Origin of the sequence: Mycobacterium sp. NPDC050441 (assembly GCF_040655355.1) — a bacterium.
Classification (GTDB): domain Bacteria; phylum Actinomycetota; class Actinomycetes; order Mycobacteriales; family Mycobacteriaceae; genus Mycobacterium.
In genome coordinates this window covers 97,650-114,201 of the sequence record NZ_JBFAJS010000004.1, presented here as the reverse complement: position 1 = coordinate 114,201, position 16,552 = coordinate 97,650, and the positions used below count along the sequence as shown (strand labels likewise).

Sequence of the window (16,552 nt, the reverse complement as noted above, 5' to 3'; positions counted from 1 at the left end):
ATGGCGGTCCCCTACCGCCGTACAGCGGTTCTCAGCCGCCGTATGGTGCGTCGGGCGGGTACCCAGGCGCCGGCGTCGGGCCGGGTAGCCAGCCCGCGGCATGGCAGCAGCCGCTGCCGGTGCAGGCCCCCAAGCGCGGCAACGGCTGGAAGTGGGCGCTGGGTGGGGTGGCGTTGGTGGCGGTGGTCGGAGTGACCGCCGCGGTCACGTTGTCGGTGGCGAACAAGGGCGACGGCGGCGGGCCCGGTTCGCCGACGGCCGCTCCGCCCACCGCATCCGTCAGCGGTGCGGCGCACCCGGACATTGCCAGCGCGAATGACACAGGCCCGGTTTCGGTGATTACCGAGGACCCGTCGTGTGCAACGCAGTATCCCGTAATCAGTGCTCTCCAGAGTCGGAGCAAGAATGGCTGGGAAAAACGCGATCTGGACCTGCCAGCGGCAGAGTGGACGCCCGAGGTTCGTGGCCAATATGAGGCCGTTGGGCAGGCGTTGAGGGATGCAGCCAATCAACTCATCCCCTCGGCGAAACTGACCCCGCATCGGGTTATGCGGGAACTGTATGAACAGCTAATCGCATACGCACGCGCCTACGCCGACAGTATCCCCACTTATACCGCAATCGACAACAACTTGGCCGCGGTCGTAGCCAGCGCATCCGATGCTATTGACAGAATATGCGCGGCGATCAATTACGGTTCGGCGACCGCACGGGGGCCGCTTGTTCCGCCCCTACCCACACCGTCCGAGGTTGCGCCGGTGCGTGATCCCGCCGATGCGCAAAAACTGCTGTCCGAGCCAAATCCAGTCTGCCCGGAATGGAACTCCGCGATGGAGCAGTACTTCGCCAATAGTGACGCCTGGAACGCGACAAGTCCGGATACCCCCGGCGTCGAATGGTCACCGGAACAGCGAAAGATCAACGACGACGTGGTTCCGGTCATGAGGCTTTTGAACACTCAACTGTCCGCGTTTGGTCGGCAAAGTGGGAATCCGACTCTGCGGGATCTTGCAGACCTGTCAGTTCAGTATCGTCAGGCCTATTTGGAGGCGCTGCCTACCTATACCCCGGCCGACAAGTATCTCGTGGCCGCTGCGAGTCGCACTGCGAATGTGGTTGCTGCCGCTTGCAAGGCTTTGGGGTGACGGGGCGCAAATGAGGAGTCGCGCCAGGAAGCCGAGCAGGGAGTAGTCGCCGTGGGGACAAAACAGCCCGATACCAGTGAATACGGCGGCCAAACCGTAGTTGGTGCCGGGTGGCCAGACGCTGATGAAGAGGCCATCGGCGCGGCAGCGGATGCGTTCGGCACGTTGGCAACGAACCTACGCGATCAAGTGGTGCCGGAGGCCGGCCGGCAGAGAATGAAGCTTTCCGATCACTGGGAAGGCACGGGAGCCCATGCCGCTTACGACGAGGCTTCCGGGATCATCCACGATCACGAACTCAGTCAGGCCGCCGCGGAGCGGGTCAAAGGCAAACTGCAACTCATCGAAAAGAAGATCGCCGACACCAAAGATCTGGTTAATTCGACCGCGCAACGGGTGCAGAAGGCGTGCGAAGATATTCACAACGAGGGCTTTCCTCAGATTCCCTTAAAAGACACTCGGTCCGATCGGATCGAGGACGAGATACTTAAGGGCTACGACGAAAACGTCGGGCATGTCTCCGATGCGGCGAAGTCTCTAGCGCACCATTTGCATGTGCCGGCGCATACCCCGGGCGCGGACGGGAAGGTGCCCGGACCAGCGCCGACGAAGCCGCCTGATTTGCCAGGGGGTCAGGGTGATCCGGTGCCCGCTATTGATCTCGGCAATCAGACGCCCGCCCCGTTGCCGGGTCCAGCTTCGCCTGGGGGGCAGGGTGATCCGTTGCCCGCTATTGATCTCGGCAATCAGACGCCCGCCCCGTTGCCGGGTCCAGCTTCGCCTGGGAGCCAGGGTGATCCGGCGCCCGCGACTGATCTCGGAAATCAGACGCCAGGTACGCGGCCCGCGCCAATCAATCCAGATCCGCAACCATCAGTACCCAGTGCGCCGCCTCCCCCGGCAGCGGTATCCGGCACGCTCGCGCCACCGTCGACCGGTGGCGGTTCGCAGGGACCAAGCGTGTCCCCGATGTCGGCGGGTGGGCCGAAGTCCGACGCTGCGTCCGCAGCGGGGGCCACTGGCGCTCCGACCAGTGCCGCCGGCACGGGTGCTCAGCCGACGAATCCGCTGGATCAGTTCCAGAAGGGCATGGCAGACGCTGCCAAGGCCAGTGGGCCCCCGCAGCAGATGTCGTCAGCGCCGTCGCAGCCACTTGGCGGACAGCCCACCACGCAGCCGCTCAACACCGCGCCGGCCGGGACGGGAGCGCCGCCGGCACCGGGAACCATGGCGCAGTCAGCAGGTGGCGTCGCCGGCGCCGGTTCTGCTCCGGTGAGTTCGGGTGCGGCCACCGGTGCCGCACCGAGCACTCCGATGCCGTTGGGCCCGCCACCGACCGCGCCTCCCGCCGCGCCTGTTTCGCCCGGCGGGCCGGCTCCGGGCGCAGTCGGTCCGGCGATGAACCCGGCAGCTACTGCGACCGCCGGTGGCGGGGCGCAGGTGGCGCCTATTCCGGTGTCAGCCGCACGTGCCGAGCGCGACGCAGCTGCGAAAGCGTCGCGGCGGTCCAGTACTGATCCGTTGGAGCTCGCTCGGCGGATAGCGGCGGCGCTGAACGTGGGTACCACTGCTCCGCGGTTCATGTGGCTGACCGCATTGACCAACGACGGCACGATCGTGGTGGCCAATAACTATGGGTTGGGATTTGTGCCGGACGGGGTGAATTTGCCGGATCAGGTGAAGTTCGCCAGCCTGGATGAGTCGGTTGCGGCTAAGGAGCGGGGGCGGTCGGCGACGTATCCGATGTTGGCGCTGGAGAGTTGGGCTCAGGCCCACGACACGCAACTACGGGCCGTGATTGCGCTCGAGGAGCAACTCAAGGGGTTCGATTCGGGGGCAGCGACCGTTATATTGCACCCCGACGACTTGCCGACCAATGGCCAGATGCAGGGGCGGTCGCGGTTGATGTTGATTGCGCCAGAGGTGGCCGAGCGTTTGTCGAAGGTCAGCGATGCGGGGTTGACGGAGTTGTTGCCGCCGGCGCCCGTGGATCCACAACCGCCGGAAGATCGTCGGGTGAAGCTGCTGATGGCGGTGTTCCGTCCGTTGCTCAACAGTGACCCGGGTCGGGTGGCGGTGCAGTTGCAGGCGATGGTGGCCTACGGCCAGCACATGTATGAGGTGGCGATGCATGCCGCGTACACGGCCACCGATGGACCCAGTCAGCGGGAGGCGATCGCCGACGCACTGTATTGGCAGCACGTGAGTGTGCTGAACTCCGATGCACTCGGAGAGTCGAAGTGACTGTCGGCAAGGTCGCCGCACATCCGAGGATCTGCCAATTACCTTCTACCCGTGGACAGTTGATCGAACACTGCGCCTCGGACTTCGTTGTGCGGCTGACCGCGGTCATTCCGCCGCTCAACGACTCAGGCCTGGAAATTGCTGATACCAAATGGGTCGGGCCGACCGTTAGTGGCGCGAACGTGAATGTATCTTGTTGTGGCTCAAGGGTCTTCGTTGAAGGCCGTGGCATGAGGAGTACGGGTGGGGTATAAGATCAAGGTCGCTGCCGAAAAGCTGCACCAGCGGGCCAACGACATCAAAGCCAACGTCGAGGACTGGCCCACTGAGGCTCCGAAAGTTACGCCTCCAGACGGGCTGAAGTCGACCGCGTCGGCAGTCGACAACCTGAACGCCTACGGCGAATCGCTGCAGCAATACACCGATGCCACCAAGCAGGAAAGCCTGCGCATGGCGGCCATGTTGCGCGATACTGCTACCGCTTACGACAACGTCGACAAATCCGGCAAGACTGCGATCGAGCAGACGGCGGCCGTCGAGGCTATCCCGATCCCGCAAACAGCGGGCGCCGAAGTTCAGCTGCCCCCCGCGCCGCCGCCGCCGACGATGGTCACCTCGGATGGATACGCCACCGTGCCCGACACCGAGGAGTTGCTCAACAACCCGGGCGCCTCACCTTCGCTCATCGAAGCCATGGCCAAGGCGAGCACGACACAAGCCTGTCTCGTCAACCAAGTGCCAGAGTCGAATGTCGAGGATTGGGAAGGTGACGCGGCCGATGCGGCGTTCGCAAAATTCAATCTCCTCCGTGATTGGATCGGAAACCTGTCAATCGCGTGGGGCCATTACGGCACGGCGGCGCTCGCGATCCTCAATGGGCATACCAAGGCAATGGCCGAACACAAACCGATTGCAGCGGCCTACAAGGACCTGGAAAACGCCATGGACGACCTGTTGAACGGGACCAACCCGAGCCAGGCCGACATCGACGCTGTCGCCAACCGCATGGAGGAAGAGGAACGCAAATCTCTGGGGGTTCGTGATTCTTACGCGCAGTCGGCGCGGCCGGAGATGCCAACGCCGCCGAGTCCGCCATTCGGGAAAGCTGGTGGAAATGGCACCAGTCCCGGCAACCCCAGTGGCAACGACCGAACCGGCGGCGGGAACACGAGCGGCAGCGGTGAGAGCGAGGGTAAGAGTAGCGGTCAGTCGCCCGCCGGCGAACCGTCCATGTCGCCTGCCAGCGCCAGTCAAACCGGGCAGCAATCCGGGGCTCAGTCTGGTGAAGGGAAAGGCGCCGGTGGTGGCTCCGGTTCGGGCGGCGGTTCGCCATCTGGCGGTGGCTCTCCGTCCGGTGGAGGGTCTCCGGCCGGCGGCATGCCCGGTGGCTTGCCGGGCGACAAGCTTGGTGACCTTCCCGGATCGGGCGAGCCTGGCCTGAAGCCGGCGAGCGCCGGTGGCGGCGGAGGTGGTCTCGGCGGTGGCGGCGGTGGCGGCGGAGTGCCGTCCTCCCCGTTGGGACCGGCGGTCGGCGCGGAAACCGTCGCTGCGAACCCAGCTGCGGCACGCGGTGGCGCCGGCCCCGCCGGCGCGGCGCCGGGCGGTGCCGGCATGGGCGGCGGTATGGGTGGCGGTATGGGCGGTGGCCACGGTGCCGGTCAGGGCGGCCAGGGCAAAGAGAAACGCCGCGATCCCAACCTGACTCCCGACGACGACCTCTACGTCGAAGACCGTGCCCACACCGAAGCCATCATCGGGCACCGGCCGCGCAGAGAAGGTAAGGAAAGCAACAAGTAGCCCGGTTGGGCGTGCCACAGCTAGCGCGGTGAACGGTGACAGCGTTACAGGTTCACCGCGCTAGCTGAGGACCCAATCATGTTGCATTGGAGGCGCGTTGGGGTGCTTGGGGCCGACCGCCGTGGTCGGCTATTCCGGTCATCCAGGATCGGCGGGCGACGGTGCGAAATCTGCCGCGGTGAGTGGGCCGCGTGCTAGCTGATTGCGCCGTTCGAGCGGCGTCGGGCGCCGTCGCGAAGCAGTTGGCGAGTACTTGATCTTCGGTGGGCCACTCGAGCTCCGCAGCACCGGAGGTCGTTCGGACGCCAACAATCTGTCAGCCACCGGACACACATTCCCTGTCGGGCAGCAGCCCGCCCAAGCGCTGCGGAGGCATTGTTGTTGCCGTCGGGGCGTCGGGTAGGGCGGCGAAGTCGAGGCGAACCCGAAGGTGCGACGTTCGACAGATGGGCGGCCCGACACGACTGGGTCGTAGGATGCGTCGAAACGTCTTTCACATAGCGCATACCGGGACTCGCATACAGTCACGGTCGCACCCCTGTCGGTGTGCTGATCAGGTCGGTCCGGGTACTGTCAGCTGAAATCCCGGCGACGCAGCGGCTTTTCGTCCGCTCTAGACGCCTTCGCCCGTGATCCGGGCAGCTACCTCGTCGAGGCGTTCGCGGTCGGCCTCGATCGAAGCCGACGCGAGTGCAGTGGCCTTTTGCAGCGCCTCGTTGAGGCGTTGCTGAACCACCTGGGCACCAAGCCGCAGTAGGCCATCCTCGATGAAGATCGACTTCAGGTTGTGGTGACCGTCGAGGGTTACGTCAACTGTGTCGGTTTCGTCGCTGGCAGTGAAGGTTTCATTAGCCATCTTGTGCAGCTGATCGTCCATCAGCGACTGCAGGCGCTGCGCCTGACGTAGAACCGCGGCGACTTCCGGGTGCATATCGTCGTTCACTTCGGATCCTGCCCCGCGTGGCCAGACACGGCCACCGATGTCCTCGTCATGACTTGTCCTCCCGACCCTTCTGGGACCCCTCTCCCAGGAAGCTTGATGTCACTGCTCCAGCGCCATCTGGTAGCGGCTCTCTTCACGTGGATTGATCAACGTGATGGGCAGCTGACGGTGCCGTGGCGTGTCAATGAAGTTGGGCCGCATGATTACTCGGCCGACGCCTTGATGCGGGCCGAGGTACGTCGTCGAGTGCGGCCAGGCGACGCGCGGCACGCGCCCGACGCGGCCGTTGATCATCGTGGCGAATTCGCGGAACTGCGGCCCGAGGGTCACCACGGCGCCGGATGCGGCGGAACGGATGACGAATTGGGTGAACAGGCGCGCGTCGCCGAGGTTGATGCTGACGTCGACGTTGTCGAACGGCATGTACACCGGATAGCGGTCTGAGGTCTCACCGACAAGCACCCCGGCCGAACCGATCGGCAGCTCATGGTGCTTGTCGGTCACCGGGGTGAGGCCCTGAAGCGCTGCCCGCTGCCCGCCGTACAGGCAGGAAAACCCGCGCGGCGTAGTCGGATTGGACAACGTGGTCAACAGCACCGTCGTCGTCGGCGCCGCCCCGGGCCGGACCCGTACGCAGGTGGTGGTGTGGTCGGCCCGCGCCGACCACCAGACGTCGGGGCCGCCGGGAGCGTTGTAGGCCGCGGTAAAGGTGCTGCGGCCCTTGATCACCGACCAGGTCTCCTTCTCGAAGGAGATCTCGGTGGCCTTGTCGAAATCGTCGAAGCTGCGCGAGCACTGCGCGTCAACCCCGTTGCTGGCCAACTGGTCTGCGATACGGGTGGCCGATGCCACCAGGTACCGGGCCAGCCCGGACACCCCGCTGTCGCGTCGCTGGGCCGAGCGCCGGGTCTCTTCCGGGTTGGCTCGGAGCACAATCCAGGTCCGCCGGTTGGCCGGCGCCGGGTACGGGCCAACCACCTGCTCGTAGAGGGCGACCAGGCTCGCGGGAGCGGTTTTGCCGACGCGATAGCCGGCCGAGACGATGTCGGCTTCCAGGTCGGGGCAGTACGCCGCCAGCAGTTTCTCGACCAGCTTGGTGCTGACGGTGTCGTCGGAGACGGCACCGCCGTTGACGATCACCGTCGGGGTGAAAGGTCTTGGCACTAGCTCGATCACCGCGACCAGGTAGTCACCCTGCCAGCGCACCGCGACGTGATCGCCGGGCATCACAGTGGCGCCGACCGCAGGCTCCGACGGCGCATCGGGGGTACTGCGGTGGCGGCGCCGCCAGGAGAAGATCGCTCGGACCCAACCGGTGAGCCGGTATCCGCGGATGGTGAGCACCGAGAAGATCGCGATCAGCACCGACAGCGTGATCCCCAGCCACAGCAGGTTGAAGTGCAGGCATATCGCGATGCACGCCGGGATCAGCGTGGCCACCCAAATCGCGTGCCCCGTGGTGAAACGGAAGCCGAAATGCCGCCGCAGGAAGCTCATTGGCGCCGTCGCAATGCGCGTCGGGTCATCGCCGCGATCCCGAGAATCAGGGCCAGTGCGGCACCGGCAACCACCACACCGGTGATCGGGCCGCGGTCTGGCGGCGGGATGTACACCGGCGGCGGAACTTCCTTGACGCGGAACGGCGCCTTGGCCGGCCCCTCAGGGACCTCCCACGTCAGCGCGGCCACCGGATCGACCACGCCGGCACCGACATAGTTGTCGACGCCGCCGCCGGGATGGCGTGCAGTGGCGGTGATCCGGTTGATGACCTGGGCCGGGGTCAGATCCGGGAAACGCTGCTTGACCAGCGCCGCCAGACCGGAGACGAACGCGGCCGAGAACGACGTGCCATTCAGCGGCACCGGGCCGTCCTCGCCGGGGGTGGCATTGATGGGTTGTCCCTCATAGCCGAGTGCAGTGAGGTTCTCGCCGGGAGCCGCCGCGCCCAACCACGGGCCCGACATCGAGAAGTTGCTCGGCTGACCGTTCTGGCCGACGCTGCCGACGGTGAGCACCAGCGGGTCGTACCAGGCCGGGCTGACGATCGTCTGCACGCCCTTCCAGCCGCGGGCATCGGCCGGAAGCGACTGATCCGGCGGCGGGTTCTGGGTGCAGTCCTGACCGGTGTTGCCGGCGGCCACCACGATCACCGCACCCTTGACGTTTACCGCGTAGTTGATCGCAGCGCCCAGACTGGTCTCGTCGATCCGGCGGGTCACCTTGTAGCAGGCGGCCTCACTGATGTTGATCACCTGCGCGCCCAGGTTCGCGGCATGCACCACCGAGCGGGCCAAACTGCGGATCGAGCCCGCGGTCTGGGTGGAGTTGGGGTCGTTGGGATCCTGGCGCGAACCCTTGGGCTGGAACGCCACCGACGTCTGACGCAGCGAAATCAGTCGCGCATCGGGGGCCACACCGACGAATCCGTCAGTGGGGGACGGGCGTCCGGCGATGATCGACGCGGTCAGCGTCCCGTGGGCGTCACAGTCGGACATTCCGTTGCCGCCCGCGTCGACGAAGTCACCGCCCGGCTCGGCCGGAACCCGGGGTGAGCCGTTCACACCGGTGTCGATCACGGCGACAGTTACGCCGGCGCCGGTTGCGAACTTCTGCGCCTCGGCCAGCTTCAGGTAGTCGGCTGCCCAGGGCTTGTCGGCGAAGTTCGAGTTCGGCATGACCGTCGGCGCTGCGCAAATCTTGCGCTGCTCGGTCGGCTGATCGGGGCCGGTCTCATCAGGAGGAACGGCCGCGGCATCGATCGCCGGGGGATCGATCGCGAACGCCGGAGGCGCACTGAATAGGGCCAGCAAAACTGCCAGCAGCATCACGGCTAAGCGCTGCACGCCTCACACTCCCCCAATGACATCGGACGCGTCTGCAGTGTGCTGATGCACTTTCAGCAAACAAAGTCCGGTCCGCTCAACAATGCATCTTCTCACTTCAAGCCGTCCGGCTCTTTGCACGCAGGCAATCATAAGGGTGCCCAGGTGAGGCTGATAACGCTTTGTGCCCGCAGTGAGTGTTGCACCCGGCAAGGCGGGGGTGTGAGCGGGCTCGCGCGGAGGCGGTCCAGCCGATGCCGTGTAGTCGACGCAGTTCGGCGAGGAGCAGCGCGATGGGGGCCAGGCTTTCGAGGCAGCAACGAGCGGCTTCAGCCAATAGGCCCTGATCGACGTCAGTTCTGCGGGCAGAAAATGTTCTGTCACTGACGCTACGAGGCCCTGCCTAGAATTAATGCAAAGAAGAACGCCCTTAAGGGAGGACGGCGATGACGGAACTGAGAGCCTCCACCGGCGCAGTCACGGCTTTGGGAGGGCAGCTCGATAACGTTGCCGCGGACGTGGGCGCAGTCATCGATGGTGCGCCAGCGCTGTCCAGCTTGATTGATAGTCACGGAACCATCGGCTTCCCGGCTGATTTTGCGGGTGCGTCTGAAGCGCGTAGCGCGGCAGTAGGCGCTACGAAGGTGGTATCCGAGAAGATGGCTGAAACCCTCCGTCAAGCAGCGAAAGCGTACGAGCGTGGTGACGTGGAGGCCGCAGAGAAGCTGAAGGCACAAGCTGATCGGTTAGGTGGTGGGCGCAGTTCCGGCTCATCGAATACTGCAGGTGGTCCCAGCGGCGGCCAGGACGGCGGGATGCAGGCCGGGGGCCAGATGATGGGCCAGTTCTCTCAGATGGCCGGACAAATGATGCAGGGAATCACGCAACCGGTTCAAGGCATCGTGCAAGGGTTGACGCAGATGCCGCAACAAGTCATGCAGGGAGTGCAGGGCATCGTCCAAGCGGCGACCCAGGGTGCTGCCGGGGGCGGAGCGACCGGCCCGGAAGCGCCACCGGCAGGAGCCGCCGAATCCGATGGCGCAGGAGCGCCTGACAAGGGTGAGAAGGCGCCAGCTCAAGCGGGCATCATGAGCGAGGAGCGGATGCGAGAGCTGCAGGGCCTGCCACCGCTACAACGCGAAGAGGCTCCGCATGGCACCGGGCCAGCGCCATTGCCTCGGGTTCATCCTCGAACCGCTCGAGATCTGTAATTCCCGGCGGTTCAACCAGTTTCGCCAAGCAGGGCATGGCCGAGAACATTGATGGATCGCCGCTGCGACATTCCTGCACCGAGCACCGGCCTGGTTTGCCGGCCACGCAGTGCGCGTGCAGCGTGTGCTCACCGACAATGCTCGGGTCTACCGCCGCCGCACTGACTGGGGCTGGGTGTGTTCGGCCTGGGGAATCAAACGCCGATTCGTCAAACCTGCCTGTCCATGGGCCAACGGCAAAGCCCGACTCTGCAACCGGACCATGTAATCGGTTGGGGGACTAGGGAGGTTCAGCCACCGAGAGAGATGCTGACCGACGGTGCGGCGGTGTTGGCGTGTGCACGGAGATCGATCGCCCGGTTCCGGGTAGACAGGCAGACTCCGGGTTGAGCCCACGGGCACCCGCACTGCGGGTAAGTCGGTCCCCCCAGGCCCATCGGATTCCTGACACCTAGGTAGCTCAAGTACTGAGATACTGACGGTTGACTGTCGAGATCCTTGCGAGGGGGCTTTTTGTGAGTGCGCTTGATGGTTTCTATTCGACGTGGAATAGAGCCAAGGCCACATTCGGCGTAGGCACCCCCACCGACGGCAGCCATTTCGACGGCAGCAGCTCCACGCTGATGAAGATGAAGTCCGCCGTCGAATCGGCTGTGCCGGACGACCGCTGGCAAGGCACGGCGTCACAGGCCTACGCTGCTGCCAACAAAGAGCACGCCGGCGTCTACCAGAAGCTGGCAGATCTCGATAAGAAGATGGCTGCCGAGGTCACCAACGCGGCGAACATCGTCACCACTGGTCGTACCCAATTGGACACCACGAAGTCATGGGTGGACAGCATGGTGAGCTCGCTACCTACATCCCTCAATGCGCAGGCCCGGGAGAAGAGCCTGATCCCGATCGCCAACCAAGGCATCACGCAGGTCTCTGAAACAGTCAAGAACGCCAACGGGGAAATGCTCCAAGTCGGTTTCCGCGTCACTGATATCAAGAACCAGTACGACGAGCTGAGTACAAATCAGAAGCGTGGGTCCGGTTCGGAGAAAAATGATGCCGAGGGCCTCAGGGATACGGACGGTGACGGCAAACCCGACGAGGATGATGTCCACAAGCGGGCAGAACAAGATGTGCAGGACGCCCTCAGCGGTGACAAGGAGGCTGCAGCTCGTGTTGACGATGCGCTCAGTGGCATAACGCCCGGGCAAAAACTCTCTGAGACGCAAGGCGCGTATCTGAGCCAGATGCAAGCTCAACAGCATGGAATGTCCGTGGAGCGGCTCAAAGAAGTCCGTGACCAACTAGGCGAGCACGGTGACATCATCCCGAACTCTTGGCAGCTGATGAGCAACAAAGACGTAGAGTTCCCGACCACCAAGACCGACCAGGACGCCCTGGACGATCCCGGAAATATGACGCATGGCGGATCGGACAAGCTACCGAAGAGCGTGACGGAAGCGCTGAATTCGTCGGGCGCCCTGTACACCGATCAGACTCGCGACATCGCAAACATCGTTAAGAGCGGTGACCACTCTCTGCAGAAGGGTACCGAACTTGACCGAGCGCTGATCGGCAAGGCTGACAAAATAATGGACGTGCCAATCTGGGAGAAGGACCCCGCGAGCAATGGCAAAGATGTCGGGCGTGATCCTTACCTTGACCCCGCGGTTTCGGACGTATTCTCCGCTGTAAGCGCAGATCATGAAGTTATCTACGACCACTTAAATAGCGACAAAGGTCAAGACTTTTTGCACGATGTCAATCAACACGCATGGGGCGACAAGGGGGAGTCCGCGGGATCCTTATTCGAGTGGACGAAGGACGCTCCCGCCGGAGAATCTGAAATTGCTGCAGACACGGCAAATATCTACGCCGACTACCTCGGGAAGCACGGGGACGGTCTGCTCGATCTTCCCGGGGACAAGACGATCGGCAAAGTCAATCCTGAACTGGTCCAAGCGTACGGCGCCGGGCTGGAGCCCTACCAACTGCAGATGGTCGGCGAGCATTACGATTCAGGGCACGGGTTTCAGCCCATTGACAACCTCGAGGGCAATATGGAGAACACAAAGCGCCTCTTCGCGGTTATCGATTCCGACGACGTCGCCGCAAAAGCATTCAACCAGGCCGCATTCAAACACGCTATGGATTTGCAGGACTCTTTCGCCGATCTCGCCAAGTCGAATCCAGACCTTGTTACAACGGATAAGCGTCTCGATGATCTGCAATCTTCAGCAAGATTACTCGGCTCCATCAATGGCGGGGCGCACCTTGAGAGTAGCGCGCATATTGACAATACGCGCGACGCAGCACTAAAAGCAGCTCAAGAGTCATATGACAACCGCAAACTCTGGCTCGATACAGCCCTCGGGAATGTTCCTCAGGGCGGACGTATTACCCCTATAGCGGACGCGCTTCTGGGCCCAACACCCACAATGGATGACATCAAGATTGATCCAGATACAGGAAAGGTAAACACCGGTGTCAGCGCAACCGACTCCCAAGTCCAGCGCATGGTTGCCAATGCGCAGTACGAAATTGCAACACGCATGGCGCCACCATTTGACCCCCATTTCAGTACGGACTTTCTAAATGAATCTGGTCAATTGAAGTCCCCCGTGGACATTCCAGCCGATCAAAGAACTCTGTACAACGCGCAACTTCTGAGTTATACGTCTAAATTCGGCAGCATCGACTCCTTCATAGGAACGTTCCGCGACGACCTCAACCGAATCAATGGCCTTCCCCCCAAGTCTTGATACAAGCGAGAGCTGAAGTATGAAACTCAAAAATAGACTCCTCGCCATAATGTTGACGGCGGTATTTGGTGCAGGCTGCTCACCGAATACACCAACGCTGCCATCCGATACCAGTCCAGCCGCAGTGGCAGCCCTGCTTGCCGGCACAGGCGGTACAGAGTTCCTCGATCGCATCACGAGCTACGACTGGCCCGACGAGGGCCGCAAGCCCAGTGAGTTGTTTGATTGGATTTCCAGTGCCGCAAAATCCCCCGATCAGACAACATCCGGGCAGGCTGGCGTTGCCGCTCATGCGCTTGCCGGATTTTTAGCCGACCAATCAGGCAAACTAAGGGTTGCCGCCGCCGAAAATCCGGAACTATTAACTGCATACGCAGAAGCGTTGGTCCCATACCAAGGTGCTATGGTCGGCGATCCCCGAGGAACGTCAAGATTTGAACCCCTCGACAAATTGGACAGCATCCTCCAAAGAACTGCGTCGGTATTCGCCGTTATGCAAAACGCACCCGCTCAAGAGAAGTTTGTCTCTGAAGCAAAGGCGCGCGCGGAAATATACCAAACGCAATTCGCAGAATTTGCTGCCGCTAATCCAACCCTTCCCGATGACCACCCTGAGTGGAACTATGCTCAATGGTCTGCGCGTTTACTTGGACTGTTGGCTCGTAGCGAGCCGATAGCGACCCCGAGCGATAGGACCTCAATCCCAGGCGCCGCGACGTCGGAACTGCGTTTCGCGATCGTCTCACGGATGATCCACGGCCACGATCCACGAATCAGCGCTGAATACTTCGACAAAGACGGCGGTCTCATCTCTCCGACAAGTTTGAAGGGTGGTCCACTCAGCCTTTATAACGCTCAACTCATCAACTATCTTTCTGCATACAGAGAGCTGGCGTCCGCCGTGACCAAATATGAGGCCACGCTTCGTGCGATTGCGGGCGCCTAGCTAATAACCAATTGTTGCGTGTTGCGCAAAGTATCTCATCCACATCACCCTCTGACCCTCTGACAGCGCATCGATCTGTGCCGATGAGATGTGGCCGCGCACTGTTGTGGGAGAGTCCGGTCGGCGTGTGGCCTCACGAACCCGGATCGATGACGCGCACCCACCCCACTTACGCGTCCAAATCCTGCTCGACCAACCCGGCGACAGTCGCCAATGCATCGGCGTCGTCGGAGTCCACGGTCACCTGAGCCCCGTTGCCGGCACCGAGCGTCATGATCATCAGGGCTGACCCGGCGTCGACGGGCTCGCCGCTGTCCATGGACAGGGTGACGGGCACTCCGGCGTTGACCACGGCTTCGGCGATGATCGCGGCGGGGTGGGCGTGCAGGCCGATGGCGGAGCCGACGGTGACAGTCTTGCTGGGCATTGTTTCTCCTTTGGGTTGTGATTTAGGTGGTGGTCAGCGCCGGAGCTTCCGGCGTGGTGACGGTGCGAGCGCTGGCCTCCGGAAAAAATTGAGCAGCACCGAATAGTCGTCGATCAGGACGGTCTCTTGCGCCATATTGATGGCCGCCTTTTCGATACTCGAGAGGCAATACTGTGGAATGCGGAGGGGGGTAAAGCGATATTTACGATGGATTCCAATGGGAATATTTACGCGTCACTAGAACAAGACCGTGGTCGAATTCACCACTCTACACTCTCAAGTGGGCGACCGGTCGCCGGTGCCGGAGAGCTAGAAGTAATAAACGGCCGACTGATGGGGATAACAGGAAATAGCGGGCACTACAAGCCGCTTCGCTCTAATACGCAAAGCGTTCTCGATGAATTCGATAGTCGAGGGGTCGACCTCAGCTCCGTTTCGATCGACTGGATAGCACCGGAAGGAACATGAATTGACTATAAAGGCGTGGCGCGGTGGCGTAAATATGATCGTATATCACATGCAATTTATAGAGGATCTAGGTGCGGTTAATGCTGAAATGCTAGCCGACGCTTTCATCATGTATCGGACCTTTGGTCAGGGGCCTCAATATTTTCTCGACGCCATTGAAGGTGCACTGGCCAGCGATGCGGTAATCATGACCGAGGACTGGGCGGAGCCACCATACGGGCGCGAAGAGCTCCGGCACACGGAGTCTGATATGCGCGGATTCTTGGCGATGGTCGGTGATGAACTCCGTCGACGACAACCGTGGCCGCCTCAGCCTGAGCGGGACCGGTCAGGTACACGTGATTAGCTACGCCTGAGTTGGTGTGAGCTCAATTTTTGACCTCGGACTAGTTCTCCCTGATGGAAAGAGGAATCAGCGGCCATGTGGTGGCGGGGTGCAATTACCCAGATACTCTATTGTATAGAATATATTGCCTTGAATGGGCGGGTAGCGTTTGAGTTATCTCACGCAATGATCGCCCGTCGATGTGTAGTAGATGGGCCGCAAGTCTATCTTGAGGCCATCGAGGCCGCTCTCGCTCAGGGCGGATCGGTTCGTGTGACACAGACGCCACATTCTGAAGGCGATCTTCGGCGGTTTCTACAGGCATTGGCCACGGAGCTGCGACGAACCTACCCTTGGCCGTTGCCTCCGGTTCTGGAATTGCAGCTGGAGAACTGGGATCACCTATTAGGAGGAGTCCAGCCCGTCGCAAGAATCGAACTGCGCCAACTCGAAGTGAGCCAACGTCTGGGATTCGAATTCGGCGATATCGCAGGCAAGCAAGAGCCTGGATTGTTGCTTCGGTTGGAGTCGGGTGCCGTCGTGGGATTCTTGGCTCCAACGAAGCTGAGCGATCCAGGTGTTGTGCTCTTTGTGAGCGGCGGACTCGAAGCCCGACAGATTATCGATCAGTTCAGTCGGGCGTTGACGCTGCGACCCTCAGAACTGACGGTATTTGAGCAGGCGGGGAACCAGAGTGCAGCCGGAATGCAACAGGCCCCATCGGCACAAAGGAGCCTCCTGCCAGATCTCGAACCTCAGCGCTCGGGGGTGGAGCGGTGGTCATCCGAGCGGATCGAACGGCATCGAGTTGTCATCGACAAAGAGAGCCGATTCAGAACCATCGACGGAGGCGTCTTGGACACGCGGATGGCCTCGGCGTCGTGGCGTGCGAATGCCGAACTTGCGCTGTTCATCATGGATCCGCACGGCAACTTGTATGTCTCGCTGTGGCGGGTTGTTTCACGTATCCATCACTCCACGCTGTCCGGGGGAGGCCCCGTCGCAGCTGCAGGTGAGCTTCGTGTTCGCGAAGGACGACTGCTCGTGCTGACTGACCACAGCGGCCACTATCCACCGACGCGATTCGGCAACCAGATCGTCGTGAGCGAGCTGCAACAGCGAGGCGTGAGCACCGCGGACGTCCTATTCGATTTCGCGGCAACAGAATAGGCGCCACCTTGGTCGCCCGCCTACGCGTCCAGATCCTGCTCGACCAACCCGGCCACAGTGGCCAACGCATCGGCATCATCCGAATCCACCGTCACCTGAGCCCCGTTGCCGGCACCGAGCGTCATGATCATCAGGGCTGACCCGGCGTCGACGGGCTCGCCGCTGTCCATGGACAGGGTGACGGGCACTCCGGCGTTGACCACGGCTTCGGCGATGATCGCGGCAGGGCGGGCGTGCAGGCCGATGGCCGAACCGACGGTGACAGTCTTGCTGGGCATTGTTTCTCCTTTGGGTTGTG

Annotated in this window: 13 protein-coding genes; 7 read left to right on the top strand and 6 right to left on the bottom strand. The window is 62.3% G+C overall.

Annotation, left to right across the window (positions count from 1 at the left end):
• The first annotated feature begins 119 nt into the window (after nt 1-119).
• Entirely contained in the window at nt 120-1,145 is a 1,026-nt protein-coding gene (locus tag AB0I14_RS13415; protein WP_358021610.1) for a hypothetical protein, read from the top strand.
• Between the two features lie 177 nt (nt 1,146-1,322).
• Here AB0I14_RS13415 and AB0I14_RS13410 read toward each other — a convergent pair whose 3' ends face one another.
• Nucleotides 1,323-1,568, bottom strand: coding sequence for a hypothetical protein (locus AB0I14_RS13410; protein WP_358021607.1), 246 nt, complete (start codon nt 1,566-1,568; stop codon nt 1,323-1,325).
• A 537-nt stretch (nt 1,569-2,105) separates the two neighbouring features.
• Between AB0I14_RS13410 and AB0I14_RS13405 the strand changes: the two genes are divergently transcribed.
• Both AB0I14_RS13405 and AB0I14_RS13400 read left to right on the top strand, forming a co-directional pair.
• On the top strand, nt 2,106-3,389 hold the full coding sequence (locus AB0I14_RS13405; protein WP_358021604.1) for a secretion protein EccK: 1,284 nt from the start codon (nt 2,106-2,108) through the stop codon (nt 3,387-3,389).
• Nucleotides 3,390-3,632: 243 nt separating this feature from the next.
• Nucleotides 3,633-5,186, top strand: coding sequence for a hypothetical protein (locus tag AB0I14_RS13400; RefSeq protein ID WP_358021601.1), 1,554 nt, complete (start codon nt 3,633-3,635; stop codon nt 5,184-5,186).
• Nucleotides 5,187-5,799: 613 nt separating this feature from the next.
• Here the strand turns inward: AB0I14_RS13400 and AB0I14_RS13395 are convergent.
• From AB0I14_RS13395 to mycP, 3 genes are all read right to left on the bottom strand, one after another.
• Nucleotides 5,800-6,129, bottom strand: coding sequence for a YbaB/EbfC family nucleoid-associated protein (locus AB0I14_RS13395; RefSeq protein ID WP_358021598.1), 330 nt, complete (start codon nt 6,127-6,129; stop codon nt 5,800-5,802).
• A 99-nt stretch (nt 6,130-6,228) separates the two neighbouring features.
• Nucleotides 6,229-7,626, bottom strand: a complete 1,398-nt coding sequence (gene eccE, locus AB0I14_RS13390) for a type VII secretion protein EccE (RefSeq protein ID WP_358021595.1) — start codon at nt 7,624-7,626, stop codon at nt 6,229-6,231.
• Complete coding sequence (mycP, locus tag AB0I14_RS13385; RefSeq protein WP_358021592.1) at nt 7,623-8,972, bottom strand: type VII secretion-associated serine protease mycosin; 1,350 nt, start codon at nt 8,970-8,972, stop codon at nt 7,623-7,625. The genes eccE and mycP overlap by 4 nt, the downstream gene beginning before the upstream one ends.
• A gap of 425 nt (nt 8,973-9,397) precedes the next feature.
• Between mycP and AB0I14_RS13380 the strand changes: the two genes are divergently transcribed.
• From AB0I14_RS13380 to AB0I14_RS13370, 3 genes are all read left to right on the top strand, one after another.
• Nucleotides 9,398-10,162: an ESX-1 secretion-associated protein gene (locus AB0I14_RS13380; protein WP_358021589.1), complete on the top strand. Its 765-nt coding sequence runs from the start codon at nt 9,398-9,400 to the stop codon at nt 10,160-10,162.
• Between the two features lie 482 nt (nt 10,163-10,644).
• Nucleotides 10,645-12,918 carry an EspA/EspE family type VII secretion system effector gene (locus tag AB0I14_RS13375; protein WP_358021586.1) on the top strand — a complete coding sequence of 758 codons (2,274 nt, stop codon included), beginning with the start codon at nt 10,645-10,647 and terminating at the stop codon, nt 12,916-12,918.
• Nucleotides 12,919-12,937: 19 nt separating this feature from the next.
• On the top strand, nt 12,938-13,864 hold the full coding sequence (locus AB0I14_RS13370; RefSeq protein ID WP_358021582.1) for a cell division protein ZapB: 927 nt from the start codon (nt 12,938-12,940) through the stop codon (nt 13,862-13,864).
• Nucleotides 13,865-14,033: 169 nt separating this feature from the next.
• Here the strand turns inward: AB0I14_RS13370 and AB0I14_RS13365 are convergent, their stop codons facing one another.
• On the bottom strand, nt 14,034-14,291 hold the full coding sequence (locus tag AB0I14_RS13365; RefSeq protein ID WP_358021579.1) for an HPr family phosphocarrier protein: 258 nt from the start codon (nt 14,289-14,291) through the stop codon (nt 14,034-14,036).
• 1,153 nt (nt 14,292-15,444) lie between these two features.
• Here AB0I14_RS13365 and AB0I14_RS13360 point away from each other — a divergent pair.
• Nucleotides 15,445-16,254, top strand: a complete 810-nt coding sequence (locus AB0I14_RS13360; RefSeq protein WP_358021576.1) for a hypothetical protein — start codon at nt 15,445-15,447, stop codon at nt 16,252-16,254.
• Nucleotides 16,255-16,274: 20 nt separating this feature from the next.
• Here AB0I14_RS13360 and AB0I14_RS13355 read toward each other — a convergent pair whose 3' ends face one another.
• Nucleotides 16,275-16,532, bottom strand: coding sequence for an HPr family phosphocarrier protein (locus AB0I14_RS13355; protein WP_358021573.1), 258 nt, complete (start codon nt 16,530-16,532; stop codon nt 16,275-16,277).
• Nucleotides 16,533-16,552 lie beyond the last annotated feature (20 nt).

Excerpts from the sequence above, each read along its gene's own strand:
- eccE (WP_358021595.1), bottom strand. The coding sequence starts at position 7,626 with ATGAGCTTCCTGCGGCGGCATTTCGGCTTCCGTTTCACCACGGGGCAC.
- AB0I14_RS13380 (WP_358021589.1), top strand. The coding sequence starts at position 9,398 with ATGACGGAACTGAGAGCCTCCACCGGCGCAGTCACGGCTTTGGGAGGG.
- AB0I14_RS13370 (WP_358021582.1), top strand. The coding sequence starts at position 12,938 with ATGAAACTCAAAAATAGACTCCTCGCCATAATGTTGACGGCGGTATTT.
- AB0I14_RS13365 (WP_358021579.1), bottom strand. The coding sequence starts at position 14,291 with ATGCCCAGCAAGACTGTCACCGTCGGCTCCGCCATCGGCCTGCACGCC.
- AB0I14_RS13355 (WP_358021573.1), bottom strand. The coding sequence starts at position 16,532 with ATGCCCAGCAAGACTGTCACCGTCGGTTCGGCCATCGGCCTGCACGCC.